Here is a 21,761-nt window from a genome sequence, read left to right on the forward strand (position 1 = left end):
TAATATGTGTCATTTCACGTTCCGGTGAATAGGCTATTATCATCACAATTGATCTGGAGGTTCATTTGACATGACGATAAACTATCCCTTCGGGCCCGGCTTCCAGCATAACCATCCGCTTACTTTAGCGTATGATCCGTATGCTTATACATTCCGCAGTCCGTTTCCGCCATCCTTCTACTACTGGCCTATGCCAGGCAGAGCTTATCCTTACACCGGAGCCTATCCGGGATATTCTCCTTATCCGGCATATCCAGCATACCCATCTCCCTATCCCGGCATCTCGTATACCGCACCATATCCGCCGCTGGATCCAAGCCGGGTAGAGCCTACTCCCAAAGGGTTTCAGGTAAAGCTTGAACCTAAGCCGGAGCAAATGGTTGAACATACCCATGTGGAGAATGTTCAAGTAGAGAACCATCCGGGAATGAAAATGAACACCGGCATTGAAGTTGGGGGTAAGCATGGCGCCGGTTTCCAAGCAGCAACCCAGCTAGACAAACATGGCGTCAGCAATCAAGTCAGCAGCCATGTGGGCTCGGAGGCGTATGGCCTGAATATGCAGGGTGAAGCCAATCTGAATAACACGGCCAAGGGCTTTCAGTTCGAGACCGGCAGCCAATTGGGAGGCAAATACGGCATCCAGGCTCATGTGGAAGGCCACGCAGGCATGCAGCAGGGAATTGGCCTGAACACCGAAGCCCAAATCGGCGGTGAGCATGGACTTGGTGCCCATGTGAAGAGCCAGCTGGGCGGCGGTCAGGGGGCTGAATTCAGCACGGGTGCCCAAATCGGCGGAGACCATGGTCTTGGTGCTCATGCCGGCGCTCAAGTGGGTGGCGGTCAGGGTGTGAGCCTCAAGCTCGGCGGTAATGTCGGCAGCCATGACGGACAGGTGGGCATCAATCTGGGCGGCAAGGAAAAGAAGCAGGCTGAGTAGGCGTTAAGGTGCATCACTTAGAAGCAGGCTGGATCCACCCAAGATTGGCAGCAAAAAAAGGTCATCTGTGAAGATGACCTTTTTGGTATTAAAGATGGCCTATTACAATCATTCCATGCTCAGGCCTGCTGCAGCTGTTCCGTCTTGATCTCAGGCAGCGCCGCGATGCCGGCCGAATTCAGGAAATTCCATGGCTTATTATAGTGAGGCTGGAAGAAGAAGTCCACGAAAGCCAGCTCGTCGACGGTCATCCCGTTTTGAATACATACCGACAGCGTGTTCATCGCTTGCGTTAAGTCGACTTTGGACATAATCTGCGCGCCCAGAAGACGGCGGCTTTCTTTTTCATAAACAACCTTCACGTTCACGGTCTCTGCTGTAGGCATGAACTCCGGCCGGTAAGCATCTTCAATCGTAACCGTATCTGCATTCAGCTTCTCGTCCTTACATGCACCTTCGGTAAGTCCGGTCGAAGCTAAGTTCAGATCGTATATTTTCAATCCCGATGTTCCCTGTGTGCCCAGGTACTTCGTCGTTTTACGCATCAGATTGCGGGCCACCAGCATGCCCATGCGTACTGCGTTCGTTGCCAGCGGGATATATGCTGCCTTGCCTGTCGGATTGTATCTGACCGCGCAGCTGTCACCCGCGGCGAAAACATCCTCCTTACTGGTCTGCATATACTCATCAACGATGATCGCGCCGTTAGGCAGCATATCTACCTGACCTTTGAGCAGCTCCGTATTGGGACGGAATCCGATGCAGAGAATGACCAGGTCGGTCTCTATTTTGCCTTTGCTTGTAACGACATGGCTCACCATGCCATCCTTGCCTTCAAAAGCTTGCACCGTCTGCCCCAGCGCCAGCTCGATGCCTTTGCTGCTGAACGACTCCTCGATCCGGCTGCTGAATTCGGCATCCAGATACCGGTTCAATATCCGGTCTGCACTATCAATGAGCGTGACCTGCTTGCCGCTCTGCTGGAATGCTTCCACCAGTTCCACTCCAATATAGCCTGCGCCGACAACCGTGATATGATTCACGTTCTTTGCTTTATCAATAATGGTGTTGGAATGATCATAGTTTTTGCAGAGCAGAATATTACCAAGCTCCATCCCCGCCAGCTTCGGAACAATGGGCCAAGAACCTGTCGTGACAATAAGTTTATCAAAAGAATCCTCGAATGCCTCTCCAGTCTGCATGTTGCGAACCTGTAGCTTCTTGGCGTCTGCATCAACCGCCAGAACCTCGTGACGCATATGGGTCACGACACCCAAATCAGCCAGCTGCTGCGGCGACGAGTAGAAAAGCCCTTCCGGATCTTTTACGATTCCACCTACATACAGGGCGATACCGCAGGATAGAAAGGATATGTTATCGTTACGTTCATAAACGGTAATTTGTGCTTCAGGGTAAAGCTTTGCGGCGTTAACTACCGCTGCCGTTCCTGCATGTGTACAACCGATGACTGCAATTTTCATGATAAGTTCCTCCTTGGGAATGGTTAGTTTTTTAATAAAATTTGATCTATGGTGCTATAAAGCATGTATTCATGCGGCGTTGTTGGATTGGAGAATAGAAACTTGATGAAATAGATGTTTTTGTGATTTATTTCACATTTACAGTATACTGTGATTTTTTTCACATTGCAAGGGGTTAGACGTCTAATTTCAAATATTGTTCATATTTTCACATTCATCACAACAAAATATTCTACCCTCCTCGCCATAGGCCGAGCCGTTAAAAAACAAAAAAATACGCCCTTCAGGAATGATTCATAGGTTGAACCTGAAGGTTCTACCCCTACCATTCTGAAAGGCGCACTTCGTCTAAAAGTTATTGTTGATGTGAAGCAGAGAATCAGGCCTTCGTTACCTGAATCACGTCATCTTGAACATCGACTTCAACATGCTGCACATCCTCATCGTCCAGCACCAGATCGGTGATGCCGTCTTCTACGTACTGCTGGATGACACGGCGCAGCGGACGGGCTCCAAATGCCGGATTGTAACCCAGCTCTGACAGTTTCTTCTTGGCATCATCAGAGACGTTAAGGGAAATACCCTGCTCGCCAAGCGTGATCTCAATTTCGCCGAGCATATTATCGACAATCTGAACGAGATCATCTTCCTTCAGTGAAGCAAACGGAATAATCGCATCAAAGCGGTTCAGGAATTCAGGCCGGAAGTACGAGCCCAGCGAGTCCAAAATCGAACTGGTCTGTACGGATTCAGCAGCCGAGAAGCCTACTGTGATCTTTTTCTCCGTAATGCCTGCATTGGAGGTCATAATGATCACCGTTTCCTTAAAGCTTACGGTACGGCCCTGGCTGTCCGTCAGGCGGCCGTCATCCAATACCTGCAGGAACATATTCTGCACATCGGGATGCGCCTTCTCAATTTCATCCAGCAGGATAATACTGTACGGATTGCGGCGTACACGCTCCGTCAATTGACCCGCTTCATCATGACCGACATAGCCTGGAGGCGAACCGATCAGCTTGGAGACGGAATGTTTCTCCATATATTCGCTCATATTCAGCCGAATCATAGCGTCTGCCTGACCAAACAGTTCCTCTGCCAGCGACTTGGACAGTTCTGTCTTACCAACACCGGTTGGTCCGACGAACAGGAAGGAAGCGATTGGTTTATTTTTCGGCTTGAGTCCTGCACGGCTGCGGCGTACCGCTTTAGCTACCTTCTCCACCGCTTCGGTCTGACCGATCACTTTCGTTTCCAGACGGGCTGCAAGGTTCTTCATCTTGTTCTGCTCATCCTGCTGCAGTTTACCGACCGGAATGCCTGTTTTGCGTTCAATGATCTGCTGTATATCCTCTACACGCACCTCTGTCTGGCTGCCGTGATCCGTTCCGGCATGATTGAGCTGGTTCAACAGACTGGCTTCTTCATCGCGCAGTTTAGCAGCAAGTTCGTAATTTTCAGCTTGGGTTGCCTGATCCTTCTCGCCGCTAATTTTCTCAAGACGTGCTTGAATCTGCCCATGACCGCTCTCGGAAGCACGCAGATTCAGTTTGGCGCCCGATTCATCAAGCAGATCGATGGCTTTATCCGGCAGGAAGCGGTCCTGAATATAACGGTGAGATAACTGTACACAAGCTACAATGGTGTCATCCGAATAGCGGACCCCATGGAATTCCTCGTATTTCGGACGCAGTCCTTTCAGAATCTCAATGGTTTCCTGTACCGTTGGTTCATCGACCATGACTGGTTGGAACCGGCGTTCCAGGGCAGCATCTTTTTCGATCTGACGATATTCCTTCAGTGTAGTAGCACCGATCACCTGCAATTCACCGCGTGCCAACACGGGCTTCAGGATATTACCGGCATCCATCGAACCTTCAGCGGAACCAGCACCGACCAGCAGATGGATCTCGTCAATGAATAACAGAACATTCTCGCGCTGCTGCAGCTCGGCAATCAATTGTTTGACTTTCTCTTCGAACTGACCCCGGATCCCTGTACCTGCAACAAGAGAGGCAACATCCAGTGAATATACCTCTTTATTCAGCAGCTTGGCCGGTACTTTGCCTTCGATAATACGGAGGGCAAGACCTTCGGCGATGGCTGTTTTACCAACCCCTGGTTCACCGATCAGCACCGGGTTGTTCTTACTGCGGCGGTTCAAAATTTCAATGACACGTTCGATCTCCTCATCACGGCCAATCACCGTATCAATCTGGCCAGCATTCGCGGCGTCATTCAGATTGCGTCCCAGCTGATCCAGCATTCCGCCTCTTTGGCTGCCGTTGCCGGAAGCTCGGTTAGCTGCAGCATGGGTGCCAGAAGCATCATGTTGAGCTTGCTGCGGCTGCATGAAGCCTTTGAAGAATTCATCGATCGGCGGCATGCCCGATGAGCCGAAACCGGCATGGAACGGGATTCCGCTGTTCATTTTTGCATAGCATTCCTGACATATATAAAGTTTTTCGGATTTTTGATTGATTGTTAGGCTAAGTCCTACCGTTGCTTCGTTATGATTACATTTTTGACAACGCATTGTACATGGCCCCTTTCTTGGTATGTTGCTAATTGGGTTGGATGAAGCTAAGTTATTAGTCTTTAACTGAGTTGTGAAAATGAACACCGCCGTAACGGTATTCGGTCTAAGTTTGACGTTTGATCAATTTCTTTTGACTTTGACTTTCTTTGACTATTATACCGCATTCAGACGCAAAGTCAAGATGTTTGAAAACGATATATTGAAAATTTTCATTTTGTTTTCCGGAAGCCGCGTGGAGGCAAACTCACCAGGTCAAAGCTGTCATCGATGCGGATGCCGTCACGGATGATCTGAAGGTGTACATTCATACCTGTCTTGCAGAACACGCAGACCAAAAGAGCTGCCCAGTGGGAAGTAACCCCCGGCAGCCCTTCTTATTGCTCATGAAGCCATTCCCTCGAAATTCCGTACGAGTAACTTGCACCAAAAAAAGGGACATCGACAGATGCCCCTTTTCGTAAAAGCTATTTCTTCATCAGCATATGCTCTTTAATCTTACCGTTGATCCAATCCCGCTTCGACAGAATCCAATCCGCATTCCTCGGATAGCAGCTGAATGTGATCGGCTCATCCAAGCCCTCATCCAGCGCCGCGAGTACCTCATCCCGTCCCATCAGTTCCTCCAGCAGGCGCAGCGCGCGCAAATCCTGCAGCGCCTCGTACATAACCTCCATCCGGATCGATTCGATCGGGCCGTCCTCGCCCGGATACACCAGGTAGGCGTCGCCGGAAGGGAAGGCACCCCCTGCATCCGTCACGCGGAACGGGTCGATAACCTGCTTGGAATACTGCGTATACCAGAAGTTATACCCCCAGTGCAGGAATCCGGCCGCATCGTATTTGTACAATTGGTAACCGAGTATCCGGTTGCGTGCAGACGGCATGCTGAAGAAGCGGTTGGATACATCCCTGTACTGTGATACGCAGTAATACGTCCACAGCGGCGTGACCCCGTGCTCCAGGAAAGGCTCGATGTGATTGTTGGCCGGGATCGGGTTCTCCACCAAACCCTTTTCATAGAAGTCGTAATCCGACAGCGCGTCGATGATGGGAAATCCCTCGAGCAGATCCTTGACGATATTACGGGCGCTTTCGTAAGACTCCAGGTGATCCAGCGTCGGCTCATCGGAAATATGGAAATAGCTGCGGCTTTCCAGCCCGTTCTCCCGAATCCAGTCAACCAGCTGCGGCAGGAACTGATTCAGGAATGCACGATAGGCGTCGCCCGACGCGTCGGTCTCCCAGCCGAAGATGCGCTTCGCTTCGCCATCTGCGGTTGCCATGATTTTCGGCGCGTGCTTCGCCCCCCACTGCGTGAACAGATGCGAGAATTCGAAATACTCGATGCCGCATTCGTTACACAGCTCCACCCATCTTTTCAGGCGGTCAAACCCGAAACGGAACTGATTCTCCCCCGTCACCTCGACATCGACCAATTGCACGGTCGGCCGTTCCCCTCCGACTTCCGTATCGAGCGGAGGCGTGAAGAGTGGCGTCAGCAGCATATTGATGCCGTGATCCACCGCGGTTTGTATGTACTGTTTCAGGAGCTCCCAGTGTCTTTCGCTGAACGCATCCGTATGATAGTGCGTCGTCAGGCAATCCGTGTGAAACCACTGCGTATGCAGAAGCTGCTGCTTCGGCAGCTGTGCCCCGATGATCTCCAGTTCAAAGCGTTCCTTTGCCAGCTCCTCTCCCGATTCCGTCACGAAACGCACCACGATCGGGTACAGGCCAGGTTCAAGCTCGTTCTTCGGATTTACCGTGATCCAAATCGAACGCCATTGCGCCGGATATGCACGCACGCCGTCTTCATTCAGCGGCAGCAGCGGATCCGGATACAGGCCAGGCGTGGTCCGCAGCATGTTGTCGTCATGATCGCCCTGCACAGGGTACTCCGATGGCGACAGACCGACGCTGCGCAGCGTGATGTAATCCCCGATTTCGGACTCGACCTTCACATGAATCGACGGAATCCAATGCTGCGACCGATAGGCCACCTGGTACGAGAAGACCTCATTCTGGAGTGCCGCTCCCTTGACGACTTCCGTCTCCTGCAGCTCCTCATCAGGAAATACCTTCACTAAAGAATGGACAATACGGGTTTCGAATTTCTGCGTCATACATTACATCCTCCCTTCATATCCTCCCGGTACTGCGTGGGGGTCTTGCCAATGATCTTTTTGAAAATCTTCGCAAAGTAAAAATAGTTCGGGTACCCGGACTGCTCCGAAATCTCGTAAATGGAGAGCCGGGAACGACTTAACAGCTGGCACGCATAGGCAATCCTCTTATCCGTCACATATTGCAGAAAGGTGGTATTCACCATTTTTCGGAACAGCTGGCTTAAATAGCTGGGATTCACGTAGAACTGCTCTGAAATGCTTTTGAGCGATACATCATCTGTGAAGTGGCCATCCAGATAACGCAGAATATCCTGCAGTGTTTCATTCTTTACCTGCCCTAACTCTCCAGCCAGCTCGCTACGATGCGAGGATAAATTCCTGATCTCGTTCATCATATTCGCGAGGGTCCCATACTTTTCTACCAATTGCTCAAAGCTGTGAATATATTCATCCTGCTCGACTTGACCGCTGTACATGAGGAAGAACGTATTATAAAAGCGCAGTGCATCCTGAATATCTACCGTGCCCTGTTCAGCATGCTGCATAAACATATCGCAGGCTCTGGATGCCTGCTCCAGATTGAACTGATTCCCCATTTGCTGGAATAGCTCCTTAATCTCCGGCCACAGGCGTTCAGTAACAGGCATAAACGGTCCCTTCCGTCCCGTAATAAAACACTGGTATGATGCAATCTCCGCTTCCTGATAGGCGCAGCGGAGCTGGCCAATATCCGTAATACGCCTGGAACAGCCGAAGCCCTTAATATCCGGGAGTATGGATAATCCTACTGTAAGATCGTGATCCATGCTGCCTTCTAGCCCAGCTTCCAGCAAATACATCGTTTCCTGCTTACCCGTGCGTACGCGGATATGCGGAACGGAGATACTCCGCAGCTCCTGATCCTCGCCCATGACAGCAACTACGATCATCCCTTGTTCCCTGTTCCAGGAAAGACCCATACGCACAAGCAGTTCATCAGCGTATCCCTCATGCTCCAGCCGATCCGACATCAAATACAGCAGCTCCATTTGCAGAAGAAGCTCCTTCTCCTGCTGCATCGCTCTGAACCGGATGAGCAGACTCGCCATCTCCTCCTCCTCGAACGGCTTCAGACAATACCCGATCGCGCCTGCATTGAGTGCCTGCTGGGCATATTGGAATTCGGCGTGACCGCTGGATACGATGAACCGGGTATCCAAGCCCAAGCGGTTTACCTCGCGGATCAGCTCCAGACCATCCATGCCCGGCATACGGACATCCGTGATCACCAGATGGGGCCGGAGCTCCTGAATCGCCTTCAGGCCCAGGATCCCGTTCATGGCTTCTCCAACCACTTCATATCCGTATGAATCCCAGTCTACAGAACGGCGGATATCTTTCAAGACCCATTTTTCATCATCGACCATGACAATCTTATACTTCATGCATCATCACCCCGATTTGCCAATATAGTCAGGTATACCTCCGTGCCCGCAGAAGGCGAGCTCCTGAGCACCAATCCGGAACCGCTTCCATAAGTCAATTGCAGCCTTCTGTGGACGTTCATCAGCCCCAGGCTGTGATTCTCGGTCGTTCCGGGTTCCCGCTCCGCGTGTCCCGATAGCGCCTGCTGAAGCTGCGCAAGTTTATCCGGCGGAATGCCCTCGCCGTCATCCTTGACCCAGAGCACGGTAGCCCCCTGCCCGTTGTCGCATCCGCCGATCCGGAGAGTGCCCTTATCCATTTTCCGTTCCAAACCGTGGGATAAAGCATTCTCGACGATGGGCTGCAAAATCATCTTGATGATCCTGCGGTCGTACAACTGCGGATCCACGTCATAATAGACGTCAAAGCGATCCTCGAAACGGAACTGCTGGATTTTGACGTAAGATTTCACGATTTCCAGCTCCTCGCGCAGCGTTACCCGCTCCGCGCCCTTGATGCTGTATTTGTAAATCTGGCTGAGGGCGCCGGTAATTTCCACGAATTGCGGTATGCCAAGCTCGGCGGCCAACCCTTTCATGGATGCGAGGGTATTGTACAAAAAATGCGGATTAACCTGATGCTTGAGATAGGAAAGCTCCGCCGTCTGCTTGGACAACTCCAGCTCGTAGATCCGCATGCGCGAGTCCACCGCTTCTTCCGTCAGGTCGTCAATCGCTTCGATCATTTCATTGAATTTGCCCGCCATGATTTTAATTTCCAGATAACCGTCCAGCTTGATCTCGGTTCTTTCTTTCTGAAACTGTCCCATCTTCAAGGCGTTGATGGCCCGGATGAACATGCGGATGGGGGACACGATATTTCTTCCGAACACGATCGCCATGAAGATCAAAGCCGGAACGGTTAAAGCAAGAATGAACATGTAGACCTTCCGAATGTCCGTCATTCCGCGCAGCAGTTCCTTTTCGGAAATGACGTTGATAATCTTCCCTTCGATATCCGGCAAATCGACCATCCGCACGATATGGCGGGTATGCTGTTGATCGTAGAATACGTAGTTTCCGCTGCCGGCCTCTTCCAGCTGATCCAGCGCATAGATCTCTCCGATATGTCCGCCGCCGCTGGCCGCGACGATGACGTTGTTCCGGTCGAGGACGTAAATTTTGCCGAAGGCATTCTTATATACCTCTTCCATATTGGAGATGAAGGAGGAGGGCTGCATGAATACAACCATGTACCCCAGTCGTCTGCCCACCGTCGAGGTCGGCATGGCATTGTTAATGGGAAGCCCCACAAGAAAATATTGATTATCCTTGTCCCCGTTATCGATGAGCCCCTTATAATAAGGATTCGAGCCGCTGTATCCCTTCGATTTCATCTCTTCAATGGTCTTCAGAACGGCTTCCCGCTTCTGCCGATCGAACATCAGGTTAAAATTACTGCCGCCCGTCCCCATAATCGTCACGTCCGTGATCCCTTCGCGGAGTGAGCTATACCGGGCTACTAGGGTATCCGTCTGCTTGTACAGCTCGTATCTCCACGGGGACTGGTCCTCGGTCTCCAGCAGATACTGCTGTACCGATTCGTTATAAGCCATCCCTTGGATCAAGCGGTTGGTTGCCGTATTCTGCGCGGAAATATGCTGCCTGATCTTGTTCAGAAGCAGGTAAGAATAATCGCTGTTCTGGTGATACAGCCACCTCGATGTAAACATATAGGCTGTGGCCATCACCGCAAAGAGCAGCAGCATAAAGGCCAGAATAATAAGAAACAGCTGCCGCCGGATCGGCAGTGCTTTGATGTAGTGCAACAAGAGGCGGCTCCCCCTCCGTGTGATGTTCCAGGACAAGTTTAAGTTCCTGATATTTCCTCCCATTATCGCATACATTCGCCCCTGAATATGCAATAAACTTCCTCTGCAGGCATAGCCTGCAGAGGAAGCGACTCACGGAGCAGTACGGACTATGGCTTGATGCCCATTTCCGCCGCTTTGTCATTCACTTCTTTAATGGCTTCGTTCAATCCCTTCGCTTCATAACCCTTCAGGACCGTTCCCCACATTTTGGCCGGGTCTTCTTTACCGATAACGACCTTCGTAATATCATCGACAAATTTGATGCCCATGACTTTATCCTTTGCCGGCGTCGACATCAGCTTGATATCGAAAGCCGTCGGGATCGGCTTGGCTTCGCTTGTGAGCTTTTTATACGCCTCATCCACCTTATCCACGAGCGCATCGCCGAACTGCATCCGTTTCACGCTGTCCTCCAGGTAGGTGTCCTCGCGCCATCTTGCCACCATGGCGATCACCTGCTGGGAAGGGTATACATCCTTCAGCGCCTTCATCGAGCCCGTCTTGGCGTCAACCGGACGGGTAACGACGATTTTGTCGCCCTCCTTCTTGTAATCCTTGCCTTCAAAGCCGTACCGCACGAGCATGTCGCCTTCCGGTGACAGCAGGAAATCATACATTTTCAAGATACGATCCATCTTTGCATCGTCGACTTTGGCACTGAAATAACTTTCCGACCAGAAGGAGGTCTGCACGAACCGGTACGTATTTCCATCCTCATCCGGCCATACCGGCAAAATTTCCACCGCGTCCTCAAATTTTACGTCATGATCGTATTTGGCCCAGATCGTCTGCATATTTTGCAGCTTGGCGATGGAGATTTGACTGAACAAGGCACCCGCTTTATTTTGAGCGAACTTCTCAAGCCCGTCATCGTTTTTAAGCAGCGGGAAATCCGGGTCCAGCGCTCCGCTCGCATACAAATCGCGAACCTGCGTCAAGCCCTTGACCATCTTGGCGGAAGCGACGCTCGGCATCCACTTCCCATCCTCATATACCCAGCCTTCATTGCTGTACTGCGGAATTTCCGGCATCAGCACGGTATCGAGGAACGAGGGCAGGCGAAGCGTGGCACCGACGGTATCCTTCTTCCCGTTTCCGTCCGGATCGCCCTCCACGAACTTCTTCAGCATGTTTTTGTAATCCTCGTACGTCTTAGGCGTGTCGATGTTCAGCTTCTTCATCCAATCCTTGCGAACGACGAGTCCGCGCTCCATCACCCATTCATCCGTGGAATCGAAGGTCAGTCTCGGAATCATATAGAACTTGCCGTTTACCTTCAGAGGCTGAACATCCGGTTGGTCCATCACCTTTTTCACGTTCGGGTACTTGCTCAGATCATCCGGCAGCGGGCGGATAATGCCCTGTTCGATCCACTGGTTGTATGTAGCCGTATTGAACATGTCGTTGGCAATAATATCCGGTAATTCATCCGCAGCGGCCCACAGCCGGAACTTCTCCTGGTAGTCAGACCAGCTCACGTTTTTGGGCTTGAGCGTGATATTGAAGTCACCCTCCACCTTCTTCAGAAGTTCATCGCTGTCCCGGTTCGTAAAAGCTTTGTCGGCATCCCACATGCCAATGCTGATATCCAGCTTTTTGCTGTCGTCGGCTGGTGTTTCCGCCTTCGTTCCACCTGATTCCTTCGTTCCGTCATTGGTTGTGCCTGCTTCCTCCGTCTTACCGCCGCCGCACGCTGCCAGCGAAAAAACCATCAGCAGCGAGACGGCGCTTGTTGCAAGCTTGCCGAATTTTTTTGTCTCCATAACCGGACCTCCCTTTTTTATTTGATTTATGGATTATGGCCAGCAGGCCGCAATCACTCTTTTAATGATCCGATCATGACCCCAGCTGAGAAAAAGCGCTGAAGGAACGGATAAATACACATGACTGGCAGCATTGTAACAACAACCGTCGCCATTTTGAGCCCTTCTGGATAGGTATTTCGCATTTCGGATGCAACAGAAGCCGCGTAGGCGTTGTTCAGCATTTTATTGACATCGACCAGCATCTCTCTCAAGTATAGCTGCATCGGAAACTTGTTCGTTTCGGATATATACAGGAGTGCACTCCACCATTCATTCCAGCGATCCACCGCATAGAACAGGGTAATGGCAGCAATCGTCGGCATAGAAATGGGGAGCACGATCCGGAGCAGGACCTGTATGTCGTTCGCTCCATCTATTTTGGCCGATTCCTCCAGTGCCTCGGGTACCGTCCGGAAATAGCTCAGCATAATAATTAGATAGAAGGTATTGATCGCGAGCGGCAAAATCATGGACATGACGTTATTGATCAGGCCCAGCTGTTTAACTGTCAGATAGATCGGGATCAATCCCCCATTAAACAACATCGTGATCAGAATGCCAACAAGGAAGGCATTCTTGCCTGGCAGATGCTTTTTAGACAGAGCATAGGCACCGACGGTAGTCAGCGCAATATTGATCAGCGTACCGACAATGGTGACGAATCCCGATATGCCCAGCGCCCTAAATACAGTTGCTCCCGAAAAAATATACTTGTACGAGCTCAGGTCAAAGGATGTCGGGATTAAATAGATAGCTTGCTTGGCGATGGCTCCCGGGTTAGCAAATGAGATTAACACCACATTGTACATGGGAACCAGTATCAGCACGGCTACGATGATAAGAATAAGGTGGATGATGACGTTCGGCCAGCCTCTTTTTTCAACCATTTACATTAGCCCTCCTTGACCCATACGTTTCACCGCCTGGTTGGCGACAATAAGTAGAATGCAGTTGATTGCGGATTTGAACACGCCGACTGCCGTTGAGAAGCTGAAGCTTCCGCCTTCATAGAACGTGGTCCGGTAGATGAAGGTATCGAGGATATCGGAAACCTCATAAACCCCCGGATGATACATGTTGAAGATCTGGTCGAATCCGGCTCCATTCATGATGTTACCGACCTGTAAAATAAAGAGTACAGCTGCCGTTCCCCGGATGGAGGGCCACGTAATTTTCAGCATGCGTTGAAAACGGTTCGCCCCGTCAATGCTTGCCGCTTCATAGAGTGCAGGGTCAATCCCTGCAATCGCAGCCAGATAAATGATCGTACCCCAGCCCATCTCCTTCCAGATGCTCGTTCCGAACAGCAAACCGCGAAAGGTGGAGGACTCCATGAGCAAATTCATTTTCGGCAGTCCGACATATTGCAGCAGCTGATTAAGTACGCCGGAGTCGCTCAGAAAGTTGATCAGAATACCCGAAACGATGACCCAAGACAGAAAATGCGGAAAGGTAAATACCGTCTGATAAAATCGTTTGGTGAGCGTTCGGCGGACTTCATTGAGCAGGAGAGCAAAAATAATTGGAATGGGAAACTCAATAACGATCCGCCCTGCGGCGAGAATAAGGGTATTCTTGAGCACGTCGATAAACTGGGGAAGACTGAACATCGACTCAAATTGCTTGAGACCAACCCAGGGACTGCCCAGAATACCTTTGGAGAAGCTGTATTCCTTAAAAGCAATGATAATCCCATACATCGGGTAATAATGAAAGACGACATAATAAGCCACCAGCGGTAAAAGCAGGATATACAGATACCTGGCCTCCCACACATGCTTGGCCACAATATTTGTGGTACGCTTGGTGCCGGGCGGCGACCCTTTCGCTCCGTTCAGTTTGCTGTCTAACATAGAGCCCCTCCTATCTCTTTCTACTACTCTTATTCCTCATTCTTGTTAGCGCTTACAACATAAATTATAGAAAATAATATGTAATCTTCGTATAGCGCTTTTTTAGGTGTTCTATGTCCGATTTTTAGATTGTGCTGGATGGGAACTCTAAAACAGGGAACGACCGTTTCCAATAAAAAAAGGGGAAGGACGGTTTAGCCTGATTGAATTCTCAGGTATGACCGAACTCCACCCTTGAAGGCTAGTTACTCCACGGTAACATCGTCCCCATAAGCATATCCCGTGCCTGAAGGCTTGTACACATAAATCGTGGCTGCCGTGTTGGATGCCCCCGTCGTAAAGGTGATAGTACCGAGCGCGTAGGAGGTACTGGTGATGACGGCGTACTGCTCTGCTCCCCCATAATTCTTCACGCCGATCCGTACCGGCTGGCTGCTGTTATCTGTCTTGGCATAGCCCTTCAGCGTATACGTGGTGCTCGGCTGCAGCGTAATAATCTGCTCAGCCGATCCCGGTCCCCCGTTCAAACGCAGGGCATAGCTGCCGCTTCTTGCATTACCACCGACCACGCTTGCTGTGTTCCAATTGGTCCATGGAGACAATGCGCCTGTTTCGAATCCTCCGTTCTTCACTGGATTCACTGGCGTTCCTTGTACGCCCACTCCGTTATAGGCCCCCCGGTTCGGCGCACTCGTCTGCGAGACCGCATTGCCCCAGTAATCCTTGCCGCCGTTACTGCTGACCGCCATGCCCGAACCCAGCGCCGGTGATCCCTTGAGCAACTTGTACCCGTCCGCCGTGCTCCGGTTTACGCCTGTTCCTGGCGCAGCAAGGAGTGGATTGGCCGTCGACTTGTTCGCGTCGGCAGGTTCTCCCGCTGTATGAACGCCGTAAATCGTATTGTATTTGAAGGTAAAGCTGGCAATGTTGGACAAGCCGTCCCATATGCCTCCCCCATCAAGATGCCAGATGTTGTTGTAGAAGGAAACGGACTTCGTATACCCGTCCCAGGAGCCCGCCACGATCGGCGAGGTCGTGCTTCCAGTCGGCAGATAGATGGTATTGTTGTAAACCAGCGTGTTGGTTGTCGGTCCGGCTAAATGAAAGGTACGCGCATAATCGTTTTGGCTGATATTATAGCGCACGATGCCGCCGTCATTCTTGGCGCCTCCCGGCTGGCAGATCAGCATGAATCCTCCGTCATTGTCATGACTGTAATTGTACTGGACGATCGTCCGCGACTGGCCGTAGTCGATGTCGAAGCCCTGCCCGTCCTGGGTCGTGTTACCGTTAAACGCTTCGTTGTACTGAATGACGGTGTCATCCGCGTTCCAGGCCCATATGCCTGCATTCGCCGTTCCCGACCGCATGTTAAATCCGTTCACGGTGTTGTACTGCAGCACAGCTCCCTGCGTAGCCATCGGCACGATACCATCGCCGCCGACATCGGTTACGTAGTTGTTCTCAATGACTACGTTCGTGCTTGGATACCAGTTATTCGTCCCGGTACAGCCGCTGTCGGTCCGGCACCAATAATCGGAATTGACGTCAATGCCTGTCCGGTCCACGCGCGGCCCCACCGTATTTCCGTCGATACGCACATCGTTATAATTCGATTTGACGCTACCCGTTTTCGTGCGGATCTTGATGCCTCCACTGCCATTGCCGTCTTTTACGTTGTTGCCGTAAACATCGTGAACGTTATTGCCGATCACATAAATGTGATTCAGCAGACCTGCGCCTTCGTTTACGACATAAATGCCCATCCGGCGCGAACTCGCTCCGTTATCGTTTGTAATCTCCAGGTTTTTGATTTCCCAGTACTGCTGGTTATACAGATAAACGGCGGCCTCCTCGCCGTTTCCGTTCAGAAGCGGCGGGTTTCCGGTGCTGTAGGCATCGACGACAATCGGCGCCTGTGCGGTCCCGCTCCCTTTCGGCCACAATTTTCCGGTCCAAGAGCCTCCGCGTTTGAATACGATGCTGTCGCCAGGCTGAAACGTCGTTGCGTTCACCTTGTTCAGCGTTTTCCACGCAGCGGTTTGCGCGGTTCCCGTGTTGCTATCGCTGCCGCCTTGGGAATCCACGTAGTACATTGCAGCCGAGGCTGATACGGCAAAGAATGCTGCCCCGCATATCATTGAAAAAGCAGCCAACATCAATCCGCGCATGATCGTCTTCATTTTGATTCCTCCATCCTTTTTAAATTCACGTGTCACTCCGCCTGAAGCGTGCCGTACAGTTCCGTCAGCCGAATCTTCGCCCCGGAAGCAAGCCCTTCGAGATAATCCCCGAAGCTCTTATCCTCATACCGCAGCATCACCTCCTCCCGGACTTCGTCAAAGGACAGATATCCCCCTTCGGTTCTTGCATCGCAGTAGAGAATGGCCTTGATTCCGTTCTCTTCCACCATCCCGCTTTCTCCCGGCTGCAAGCGGGCCGCGAGTTCATAGAATCCGCTCCGGTACTTGGCCATATCGCGATAATTATCCTCTTTGATGACCTCGACTCCAGTCAAGCCGGGCTTGTATTTTCGCGACTCATAAAGCTTCATGAACGGAATTCCTCCGCCCTGCATCTGCTCCAGCAGAGCCTCTATGCGCCCGTTGGCCTCGTTTCGCTCCCGTTCCCCCGAACCCCCGTTTTTGTTCATAGAGAGCTCCGTTAATTTATAGATCCGGATGATATCGTGTTTTTTGGCAAGCTGATTACGGTTCTCCTCATAATAGGCACGAAGAGCTTTGTCTTCGACGTTCGGCTGCTTCTTCTTCCAAACCATCTTCAGTTGATTCAACGTCCTTGCATGCTTGTAATCATAATATGACTGCAAGGTAAACTGCCGCGGCCCGTAAATGACCTGCTTGCTCCGCACAGCTTCGTCTCTGCGCTTGTTTTCCTGCTCCAGCTCCGCGGAAAGCGAAGCATATGCGCCTTTTTCCGATATTCCCTGCCGGATGGCCTCCTGCTCGGCGGTCTTCACCTGGATGAGCGATTCCATCACCTGCTCCTTCAATGACTCGGACAACTTCCCGCCCTTCTCCTCCCGATAGCCACGCGTCTGCATGGCCAACAGTAAGAACTCTTCCTTGTCTACGGGTTCCATATTAATATAGGCCACAATGCCCGTACGAGGATTTGCGGCATCATCATTCCGGATGAACATGACGGATAGCACCAAGGCTACACATACAGCGATAAAAATGGCCGATCCAGCAACTTTTCCCTTCAAGTGATCACCGCCCTCCTTTTGGTAGCGCTTTCAAAATAGATTATAATGACCCCTATCTTTGCTTCGTATGATCATTTTTTAGTTGCCATATATCGGATCTTTAGTTTTTGGCACATTCAACGCTCAAAAGCCCGCAAGGAGAGCAACAAGCACTCTTCTTACGGGCTTTATTATTAAAGAAGATATTTAAGGGTATCTTATTTTGTAGCGTTTTTCCAGTCAGCTGCGAATTTGTCCATACCTTGATCCGTCAAAGGATGTTTTGCAAGCTGTGCGATAACACTGAATGGTACAGTCGCAATATGCGCACCTGCCATAGCTACGCGGGTAACATGATCCGGATGGCGAACGGATGCAGCAATGATTTGCGAATCCAGGTTATGAATACGGAACAGCTCGGCAATTTTAGCTACCAGCAATACGCCATCTTCCGAAATATCATCCAAGCGGCCCAGGAATGGGGAAACATAAGTTGCTCCTGCACGTGCAGCCAGCAAGGCTTGGTTCACCGTAAAGATCAGGGTAACGTTTGTTTTAACGCCTTTTTTAGTCAGGTAGCGGCATGCTTCAAGACCCTCTAAAGTCATTGGAAGCTTGATCGTGATATTTTTGTCTCCGCCGTTGATCTTGATCAGCTCATTCGCTTGCGCGATCATCTCTTCTGCTGTTTCAGCATCCGGGGTTACTTCAGCAGATACCGATTCAACCTCAGGAACGGCTTGCAAAATTTCAGCAATACGGTCTTCAAATTTCACGCCTTCTTTGGCAACCAGTGAAGGGTTGGTTGTTACACCGGAAAGTACACCGACTTTGTATGCCTTTTTAATATCATCAAGATTCGCAGTATCGATAAAAAATTTCATGATTCTCTACCTCCATATTTTGTATTTTGTGATTAGTTCTTAATTACAGCATGACCGCCAAACTCGTTGCGGAGCGCCGCAACCACTTTACCAGTGAACGAATCGTTTTCAAGAGAACGATAACGCATCAGCAGGGACAATGCAATAACCGGAGTAGCGGTCTGCAGATCGAGCGCGGTCTCCACGGTCCATTTGCCCTCACCGGAAGACTGCATGATACCCTTGATGTCATCCAGCTTCGCATCCTTGGAGAAGGCCTGCTCAGTCAGCTCCATGAGCCACGAACGGATAACGGAACCGTTATTCCATACGCGAGCGACTTTCTCATAATCATAATCAAAGTCGCTTTTTTCAAGCAGCTCGAAGCCCTCGCCGATGGCAGCCATCATGCCGTATTCCACGCCGTTATGGACCATTTTCAGGAAATGTCCGCTGCCGGCTTTACCTGCGTAGAGGTAACCATTTTCAACCGATGTATCTTTAAAGATCGGCTCCACAATATTCCAGGCTTCTTGATCTCCACCGATCATATAGCATGCACCATTACGTGCGCCTTCCATACCGCCGGAAGTACCCACATCGAGGAAGCTCACGCCGATTTCCTTGAGCTTGTTATATCTGGCAATGGATTCTTTATAATGTGAGTTTCCTGCTTCAATTACAATATCGCCTTGCTCGAGAAGCGGCGACACTTCGTCGATAACAGAATCAACAACCGAATGCGGAACCATGATCCAAACGATTCTTGGGGATTCCAAAGCGGCAACGAGCTCTTTCAAGCTTGCAGCGCCTTCGGCACCTTTGCTTTTCATGTCTGCAACCGCAGCGGTATTCAAATCAAAAGCAACAACGTTATGGTTATGATCCAAAAGATTTTGTCCCAGATTCAAACCCATTTTTCCTAATCCAACTAATCCGACTTTCATTTTATTACCTCCACACCATGCTGTTTTTATCTATTTTTATATTACTTAACCAGTATGATCATAAACCCGTCAGGATTGAGTAACCAATTCCTTCTTATCAGCCTTTTGGGCAGCTGGTGCTTTATCAAGCCACCACTCGAATCCATCCGCTTTAACCAATTGATCAGAAGCCTCAGGTCCATTCGATCCTGCCGGATAATACGACATAGGGATCAAATCCTGCTCAAATGCATCGAGGATTGGCTGCACATATTCCCAGGAAAGCTCAACTTCATCCCAGTGGGCGAAGAAGGTGGAATCGCCGCGGACAGCATCAAAAATCAGGTTTTCGTAGGCTTCCGGCAATTCCTTTTCATTGGAGAAGAAGTTAATGCGCATTGGCTCAAGCTTCTCGGTGTTGAGTGGATCCTTTTTATTCAACTGAATAAAGATACCTTCATTCGGGTTAATTTCGATGACCAGAAGATTAGGGTCGCTTGTGGTAGTTTGTCCTTTTAAAGGCTCTTTAAATTCAATAACGATCCGCGTAGATTTTTCCGCCATTCTTTTTCCTGTACGAATATAGAAAGGAACTTCACTCCAGAAGTAATTATCAATCCATAAACGGAGAGCGATGAAGGTATCATTTTTTGAGTCTTTTGGAACGTTCGGTTCATCGGTATAGCCTTGTACTGACTTTCCTTGCAATTCTCCCGCTGTGTATTGACCGCGGATAACATTCTTCGCGATGTCCTCCATTTGCAGCGGACGCAGGGATTCCATGACATTTTTCTTCTTCATCCGGACTTCGCTCGCATCACTCTTCCGGGGAAGTCGCATGCTGATCATCATGAGAAGCTGGAGCATATGGTTCTGCACCATATCACGGATGGCTCCGGATTTATCGTAATATCCTGCTCTTTCTTCAACACCAACCGTCTCACTCGCCGTAATTTGAACGTTGGCGATATGATGATTGGACCATAGGGCCTTCAAAATAGGATTCGAGGATTCGAGGATTTCGAGATTCTGCACCATCGATTTGCCAAGGTAATGGTCAATCCGGTAAATTTCGCTTTCATCAAAAGCTTTGCTGAGCTGTTCATTGAGATGCCGTGCCGATTTCAAATCACGTCCGAACGGTTTCTCGATAATCAGCCGCTTCCAGCCATTAGTTGAGCCAAGACCGCTCTCCTTAATGTTCAAAGCGATGACATCAAAAAATTCCGGTCCGACCGAGAGGTAAAACATGCGGTTTTCCGGAATGCCTAGCTCCTGCTCACGTGACTCTACAAGACTCCGCAGCTTCTGATAATCCTCCACATGAGTCGCATCCAGCGCAGAATAACGAATCGATTGCAGGAAAGCCTCTACGACAGCGGGATCGTTTGCCGCTCTTCTTGAAAAAGTCTGCAGCGACTTCGCTACAACCTGTTGAAACTCTGTATGTGACTGCTCTTTTCTTCCCAGAGCAATGATCGAGAATGCTTCAGGCATTTTGTTATCTATATACAGATTGAATAAGGCAGGGTATATTTTTCTCTTCGCTAAATCCCCTGTCCCTCCAAATAAGACAAATGACATATTGTCCACCGTTAACTCCTCCATTCCACCATAAAACATAAGCTGCCGGCAGCAGTTTTCACTGCATATATGGTTACTAAAAATAACCCGATTACTTAACATGGGCAATATTAAACCCATTTTTCCGCCCTGTCAAACATTTTTTGTCCAAATTATGAACAACCCTTTTCCCCCTTAAATGATAGCGTTTCCGTGATATTATGTTGTATAATTGCTTAAATGCCATCATAAATGCATGATATGGACTGCATAGTAACTTGATCATATTTAGTAACCGTGGGAGGAAGGAGTGAGTAAAAATGAATGATGAAAAACACGAAAATCCATTATGTGAAAAAATAGAAATCGCCTATCAGATTACAGGTAAAAAATGGGTCAATCTCATTATCCATACCTTGATGGACGAACCCAAACGTTTCAGTGAGATTCAGGCCTATATTCCCGATCTTAGTAAGCGCATGCTTAATGAGCGGATCAAGGAATTAGAGGATAGCGGAATTATTATCCGTAACGTCATTACAGAACGCCCCGTTCGTATCGAGTATTCCTTGACCAGAAAAGGGACGGAACTCGGAAGAGCCCTGCGGGCAGTGGAGGAATGGGCTGAGAAATGGTACTAGCTGTTATGTGTTCTTGCTACGCCGTTTTGTTAGCGTTTACAAACCAAATTATGTAACTTTAGTCATATAAAATTCACTTGTTTTCTTCTGTTTTTTCATAAAAAGATTCTGCATCTAAAGATGCAGAATCTGTAGCAATCGCCGTATGCTGTTTTTTCAATGAACGAGTCGAAAATTCATCTCTGCCAGCCCTCTTAAGCCAGTGTCATCACTTCATATTTGTCTGCCAGCTCCATAAAATGTCCCATACTTGAAATTTCACCGGCTGTCAGCTTCTCGCGAACATCGTAATAGTCCACGCAAGTGGCACAGGCCAGCACGGGCACACCTTTGCCCTCCAGCTCCTTCAGATGCACGGAAGCCAGAGACAATTCCGTCAGTGCAAGCACGCCCCGATTCGCGCAAAAGATGGCCGCAGGCAGCTGCTCGCGCTGCTTCAGCAGTGTGAAAAACGTTTCCAAAATCTGCGCACCCAGCCCCGGATCACCGTTTCCCATACTGTCGGTGGTCAGAAAAATAACTTTATTTTGCATTCCAAT

Annotated in this window: 16 protein-coding genes; 2 read left to right on the forward strand and 14 right to left on the reverse strand. The window is 49.9% G+C overall.

Translation table 11 applies throughout. The features are described from left to right. Positions 1-70: 70 nt before the first annotated feature. Positions 71-940 (forward strand): hypothetical protein, encoded by an 870-nt coding sequence (locus KJS65_RS18080; RefSeq protein WP_213651256.1) that lies wholly within the window; start codon positions 71-73, stop codon positions 938-940. A 119-nt stretch (positions 941-1,059) separates the two neighbouring features. Here KJS65_RS18080 and KJS65_RS18085 read toward each other — a convergent pair whose 3' ends face one another. The 13 genes from KJS65_RS18085 to zwf form a co-directional block, all read right to left on the reverse strand. Continuing rightward, positions 1,060-2,421, reverse strand: a complete 1,362-nt coding sequence (locus KJS65_RS18085; RefSeq protein WP_213651257.1) for an FAD-dependent oxidoreductase — start codon at positions 2,419-2,421, stop codon at positions 1,060-1,062. Between the two features lie 379 nt (positions 2,422-2,800). Beyond that, positions 2,801-4,957 (reverse strand): ATP-dependent Clp protease ATP-binding subunit, encoded by a 2,157-nt coding sequence (locus tag KJS65_RS18090; RefSeq protein WP_213651258.1) that lies wholly within the window; start codon positions 4,955-4,957, stop codon positions 2,801-2,803. 467 nt (positions 4,958-5,424) lie between these two features. Next, positions 5,425-7,083: a DUF4091 domain-containing protein gene (locus KJS65_RS18095; RefSeq protein ID WP_213651259.1), complete on the reverse strand. Its 1,659-nt coding sequence runs from the start codon at positions 7,081-7,083 to the stop codon at positions 5,425-5,427. After that, complete coding sequence (locus tag KJS65_RS18100) at positions 7,080-8,510, reverse strand: response regulator transcription factor (protein ID WP_213651260.1); 1,431 nt, start codon at positions 8,508-8,510, stop codon at positions 7,080-7,082. Before KJS65_RS18100 ends, KJS65_RS18095 begins: the two co-directional genes overlap by 4 nt. Continuing rightward, positions 8,507-10,321, reverse strand: coding sequence for a sensor histidine kinase (locus KJS65_RS18105; protein WP_213651261.1), 1,815 nt, complete (start codon positions 10,319-10,321; stop codon positions 8,507-8,509). The genes KJS65_RS18100 and KJS65_RS18105 overlap by 4 nt, the downstream gene beginning before the upstream one ends. 149 nt (positions 10,322-10,470) lie before the next feature. Next, positions 10,471-12,126, reverse strand: coding sequence for an extracellular solute-binding protein (locus KJS65_RS18110; protein ID WP_213651262.1), 1,656 nt, complete (start codon positions 12,124-12,126; stop codon positions 10,471-10,473). A gap of 53 nt (positions 12,127-12,179) precedes the next feature. Continuing rightward, the gene (locus tag KJS65_RS18115; protein WP_213651263.1) at positions 12,180-13,055 is read right to left on the reverse strand and encodes a carbohydrate ABC transporter permease; all 876 of its coding nucleotides are present in this window, start codon (positions 13,053-13,055) and stop codon (positions 12,180-12,182) included. Continuing rightward, the gene (locus KJS65_RS18120) at positions 13,056-14,021 is read right to left on the reverse strand and encodes an ABC transporter permease (RefSeq protein ID WP_213651264.1); all 966 of its coding nucleotides are present in this window, start codon (positions 14,019-14,021) and stop codon (positions 13,056-13,058) included. Between the two features lie 245 nt (positions 14,022-14,266). Then, positions 14,267-16,204 (reverse strand): carbohydrate binding domain-containing protein, encoded by a 1,938-nt coding sequence (locus KJS65_RS18125; protein WP_213651265.1) that lies wholly within the window; start codon positions 16,202-16,204, stop codon positions 14,267-14,269. A gap of 32 nt (positions 16,205-16,236) precedes the next feature. After that, on the reverse strand, positions 16,237-17,250 hold the full coding sequence (locus KJS65_RS18130; protein WP_213651266.1) for a peptidylprolyl isomerase: 1,014 nt from the start codon (positions 17,248-17,250) through the stop codon (positions 16,237-16,239). Positions 17,251-17,447: 197 nt separating this feature from the next. Then, entirely contained in the window at positions 17,448-18,113 is a 666-nt protein-coding gene (gene fsa, locus KJS65_RS18135; RefSeq protein ID WP_213651267.1) for a fructose-6-phosphate aldolase, read from the reverse strand. Between the two features lie 32 nt (positions 18,114-18,145). Further along, positions 18,146-19,039 carry a phosphogluconate dehydrogenase (NAD(+)-dependent, decarboxylating) gene (gene gnd / locus KJS65_RS18140; protein WP_213651268.1) on the reverse strand — a complete coding sequence of 298 codons (894 nt, stop codon included), beginning with the start codon at positions 19,037-19,039 and terminating at the stop codon, positions 18,146-18,148. A gap of 69 nt (positions 19,040-19,108) precedes the next feature. Then, positions 19,109-20,611 carry a glucose-6-phosphate dehydrogenase gene (gene zwf, locus KJS65_RS18145; RefSeq protein WP_213651269.1) on the reverse strand — a complete coding sequence of 501 codons (1,503 nt, stop codon included), beginning with the start codon at positions 20,609-20,611 and terminating at the stop codon, positions 19,109-19,111. Positions 20,612-20,901: 290 nt separating this feature from the next. On the opposite strand from zwf, the gene KJS65_RS18150 reads away from it, so the two are divergent. Then, the gene (locus KJS65_RS18150; RefSeq protein ID WP_213651270.1) at positions 20,902-21,222 is read left to right on the forward strand and encodes a winged helix-turn-helix transcriptional regulator; all 321 of its coding nucleotides are present in this window, start codon (positions 20,902-20,904) and stop codon (positions 21,220-21,222) included. 194 nt (positions 21,223-21,416) lie between these two features. Here the strand turns inward: KJS65_RS18150 and KJS65_RS18155 are convergent, their stop codons facing one another. After that, positions 21,417-21,755, reverse strand: coding sequence for a transcriptional regulator (locus tag KJS65_RS18155; RefSeq protein WP_136607739.1), 339 nt, complete (start codon positions 21,753-21,755; stop codon positions 21,417-21,419). Between the last annotated feature and the right edge of the window lie 6 nt (positions 21,756-21,761).

The organism is Paenibacillus sp. J23TS9, assembly GCF_018403225.1.
Classification (GTDB): domain Bacteria; phylum Bacillota; class Bacilli; order Paenibacillales; family Paenibacillaceae; genus Paenibacillus_AQ.

Bases quoted from the DNA above. Each gene is read 5' to 3' on its own strand.
- KJS65_RS18080 (WP_213651256.1), top strand. From the start codon at position 71: ATGACGATAAACTATCCCTTCGGGCCCGGCTTCCAGCATAACCATCCG.
- KJS65_RS18085 (WP_213651257.1), bottom strand. From the start codon at position 2,421: ATGAAAATTGCAGTCATCGGTTGTACACATGCAGGAACGGCAGCGGTA.
- KJS65_RS18090 (WP_213651258.1), bottom strand. From the start codon at position 4,957: ATGCGTTGTCAAAAATGTAATCATAACGAAGCAACGGTAGGACTTAGC.
- KJS65_RS18095 (WP_213651259.1), bottom strand. From the start codon at position 7,083: ATGACGCAGAAATTCGAAACCCGTATTGTCCATTCTTTAGTGAAGGTA.
- KJS65_RS18100 (WP_213651260.1), bottom strand. From the start codon at position 8,510: ATGAAGTATAAGATTGTCATGGTCGATGATGAAAAATGGGTCTTGAAA.
- KJS65_RS18110 (WP_213651262.1), bottom strand. From the start codon at position 12,126: ATGGAGACAAAAAAATTCGGCAAGCTTGCAACAAGCGCCGTCTCGCTG.
- KJS65_RS18115 (WP_213651263.1), bottom strand. From the start codon at position 13,055: ATGGTTGAAAAAAGAGGCTGGCCGAACGTCATCATCCACCTTATTCTT.
- KJS65_RS18120 (WP_213651264.1), bottom strand. From the start codon at position 14,021: ATGTTAGACAGCAAACTGAACGGAGCGAAAGGGTCGCCGCCCGGCACC.
- KJS65_RS18125 (WP_213651265.1), bottom strand. From the start codon at position 16,204: ATGAAGACGATCATGCGCGGATTGATGTTGGCTGCTTTTTCAATGATA.
- fsa (WP_213651267.1), bottom strand. From the start codon at position 18,113: ATGAAATTTTTTATCGATACTGCGAATCTTGATGATATTAAAAAGGCA.
- gnd (WP_213651268.1), bottom strand. From the start codon at position 19,039: ATGAAAGTCGGATTAGTTGGATTAGGAAAAATGGGTTTGAATCTGGGA.
- KJS65_RS18150 (WP_213651270.1), top strand. From the start codon at position 20,902: ATGAATGATGAAAAACACGAAAATCCATTATGTGAAAAAATAGAAATC.
- KJS65_RS18155 (WP_136607739.1), bottom strand. From the start codon at position 21,755: ATGCAAAATAAAGTTATTTTTCTGACCACCGACAGTATGGGAAACGGT.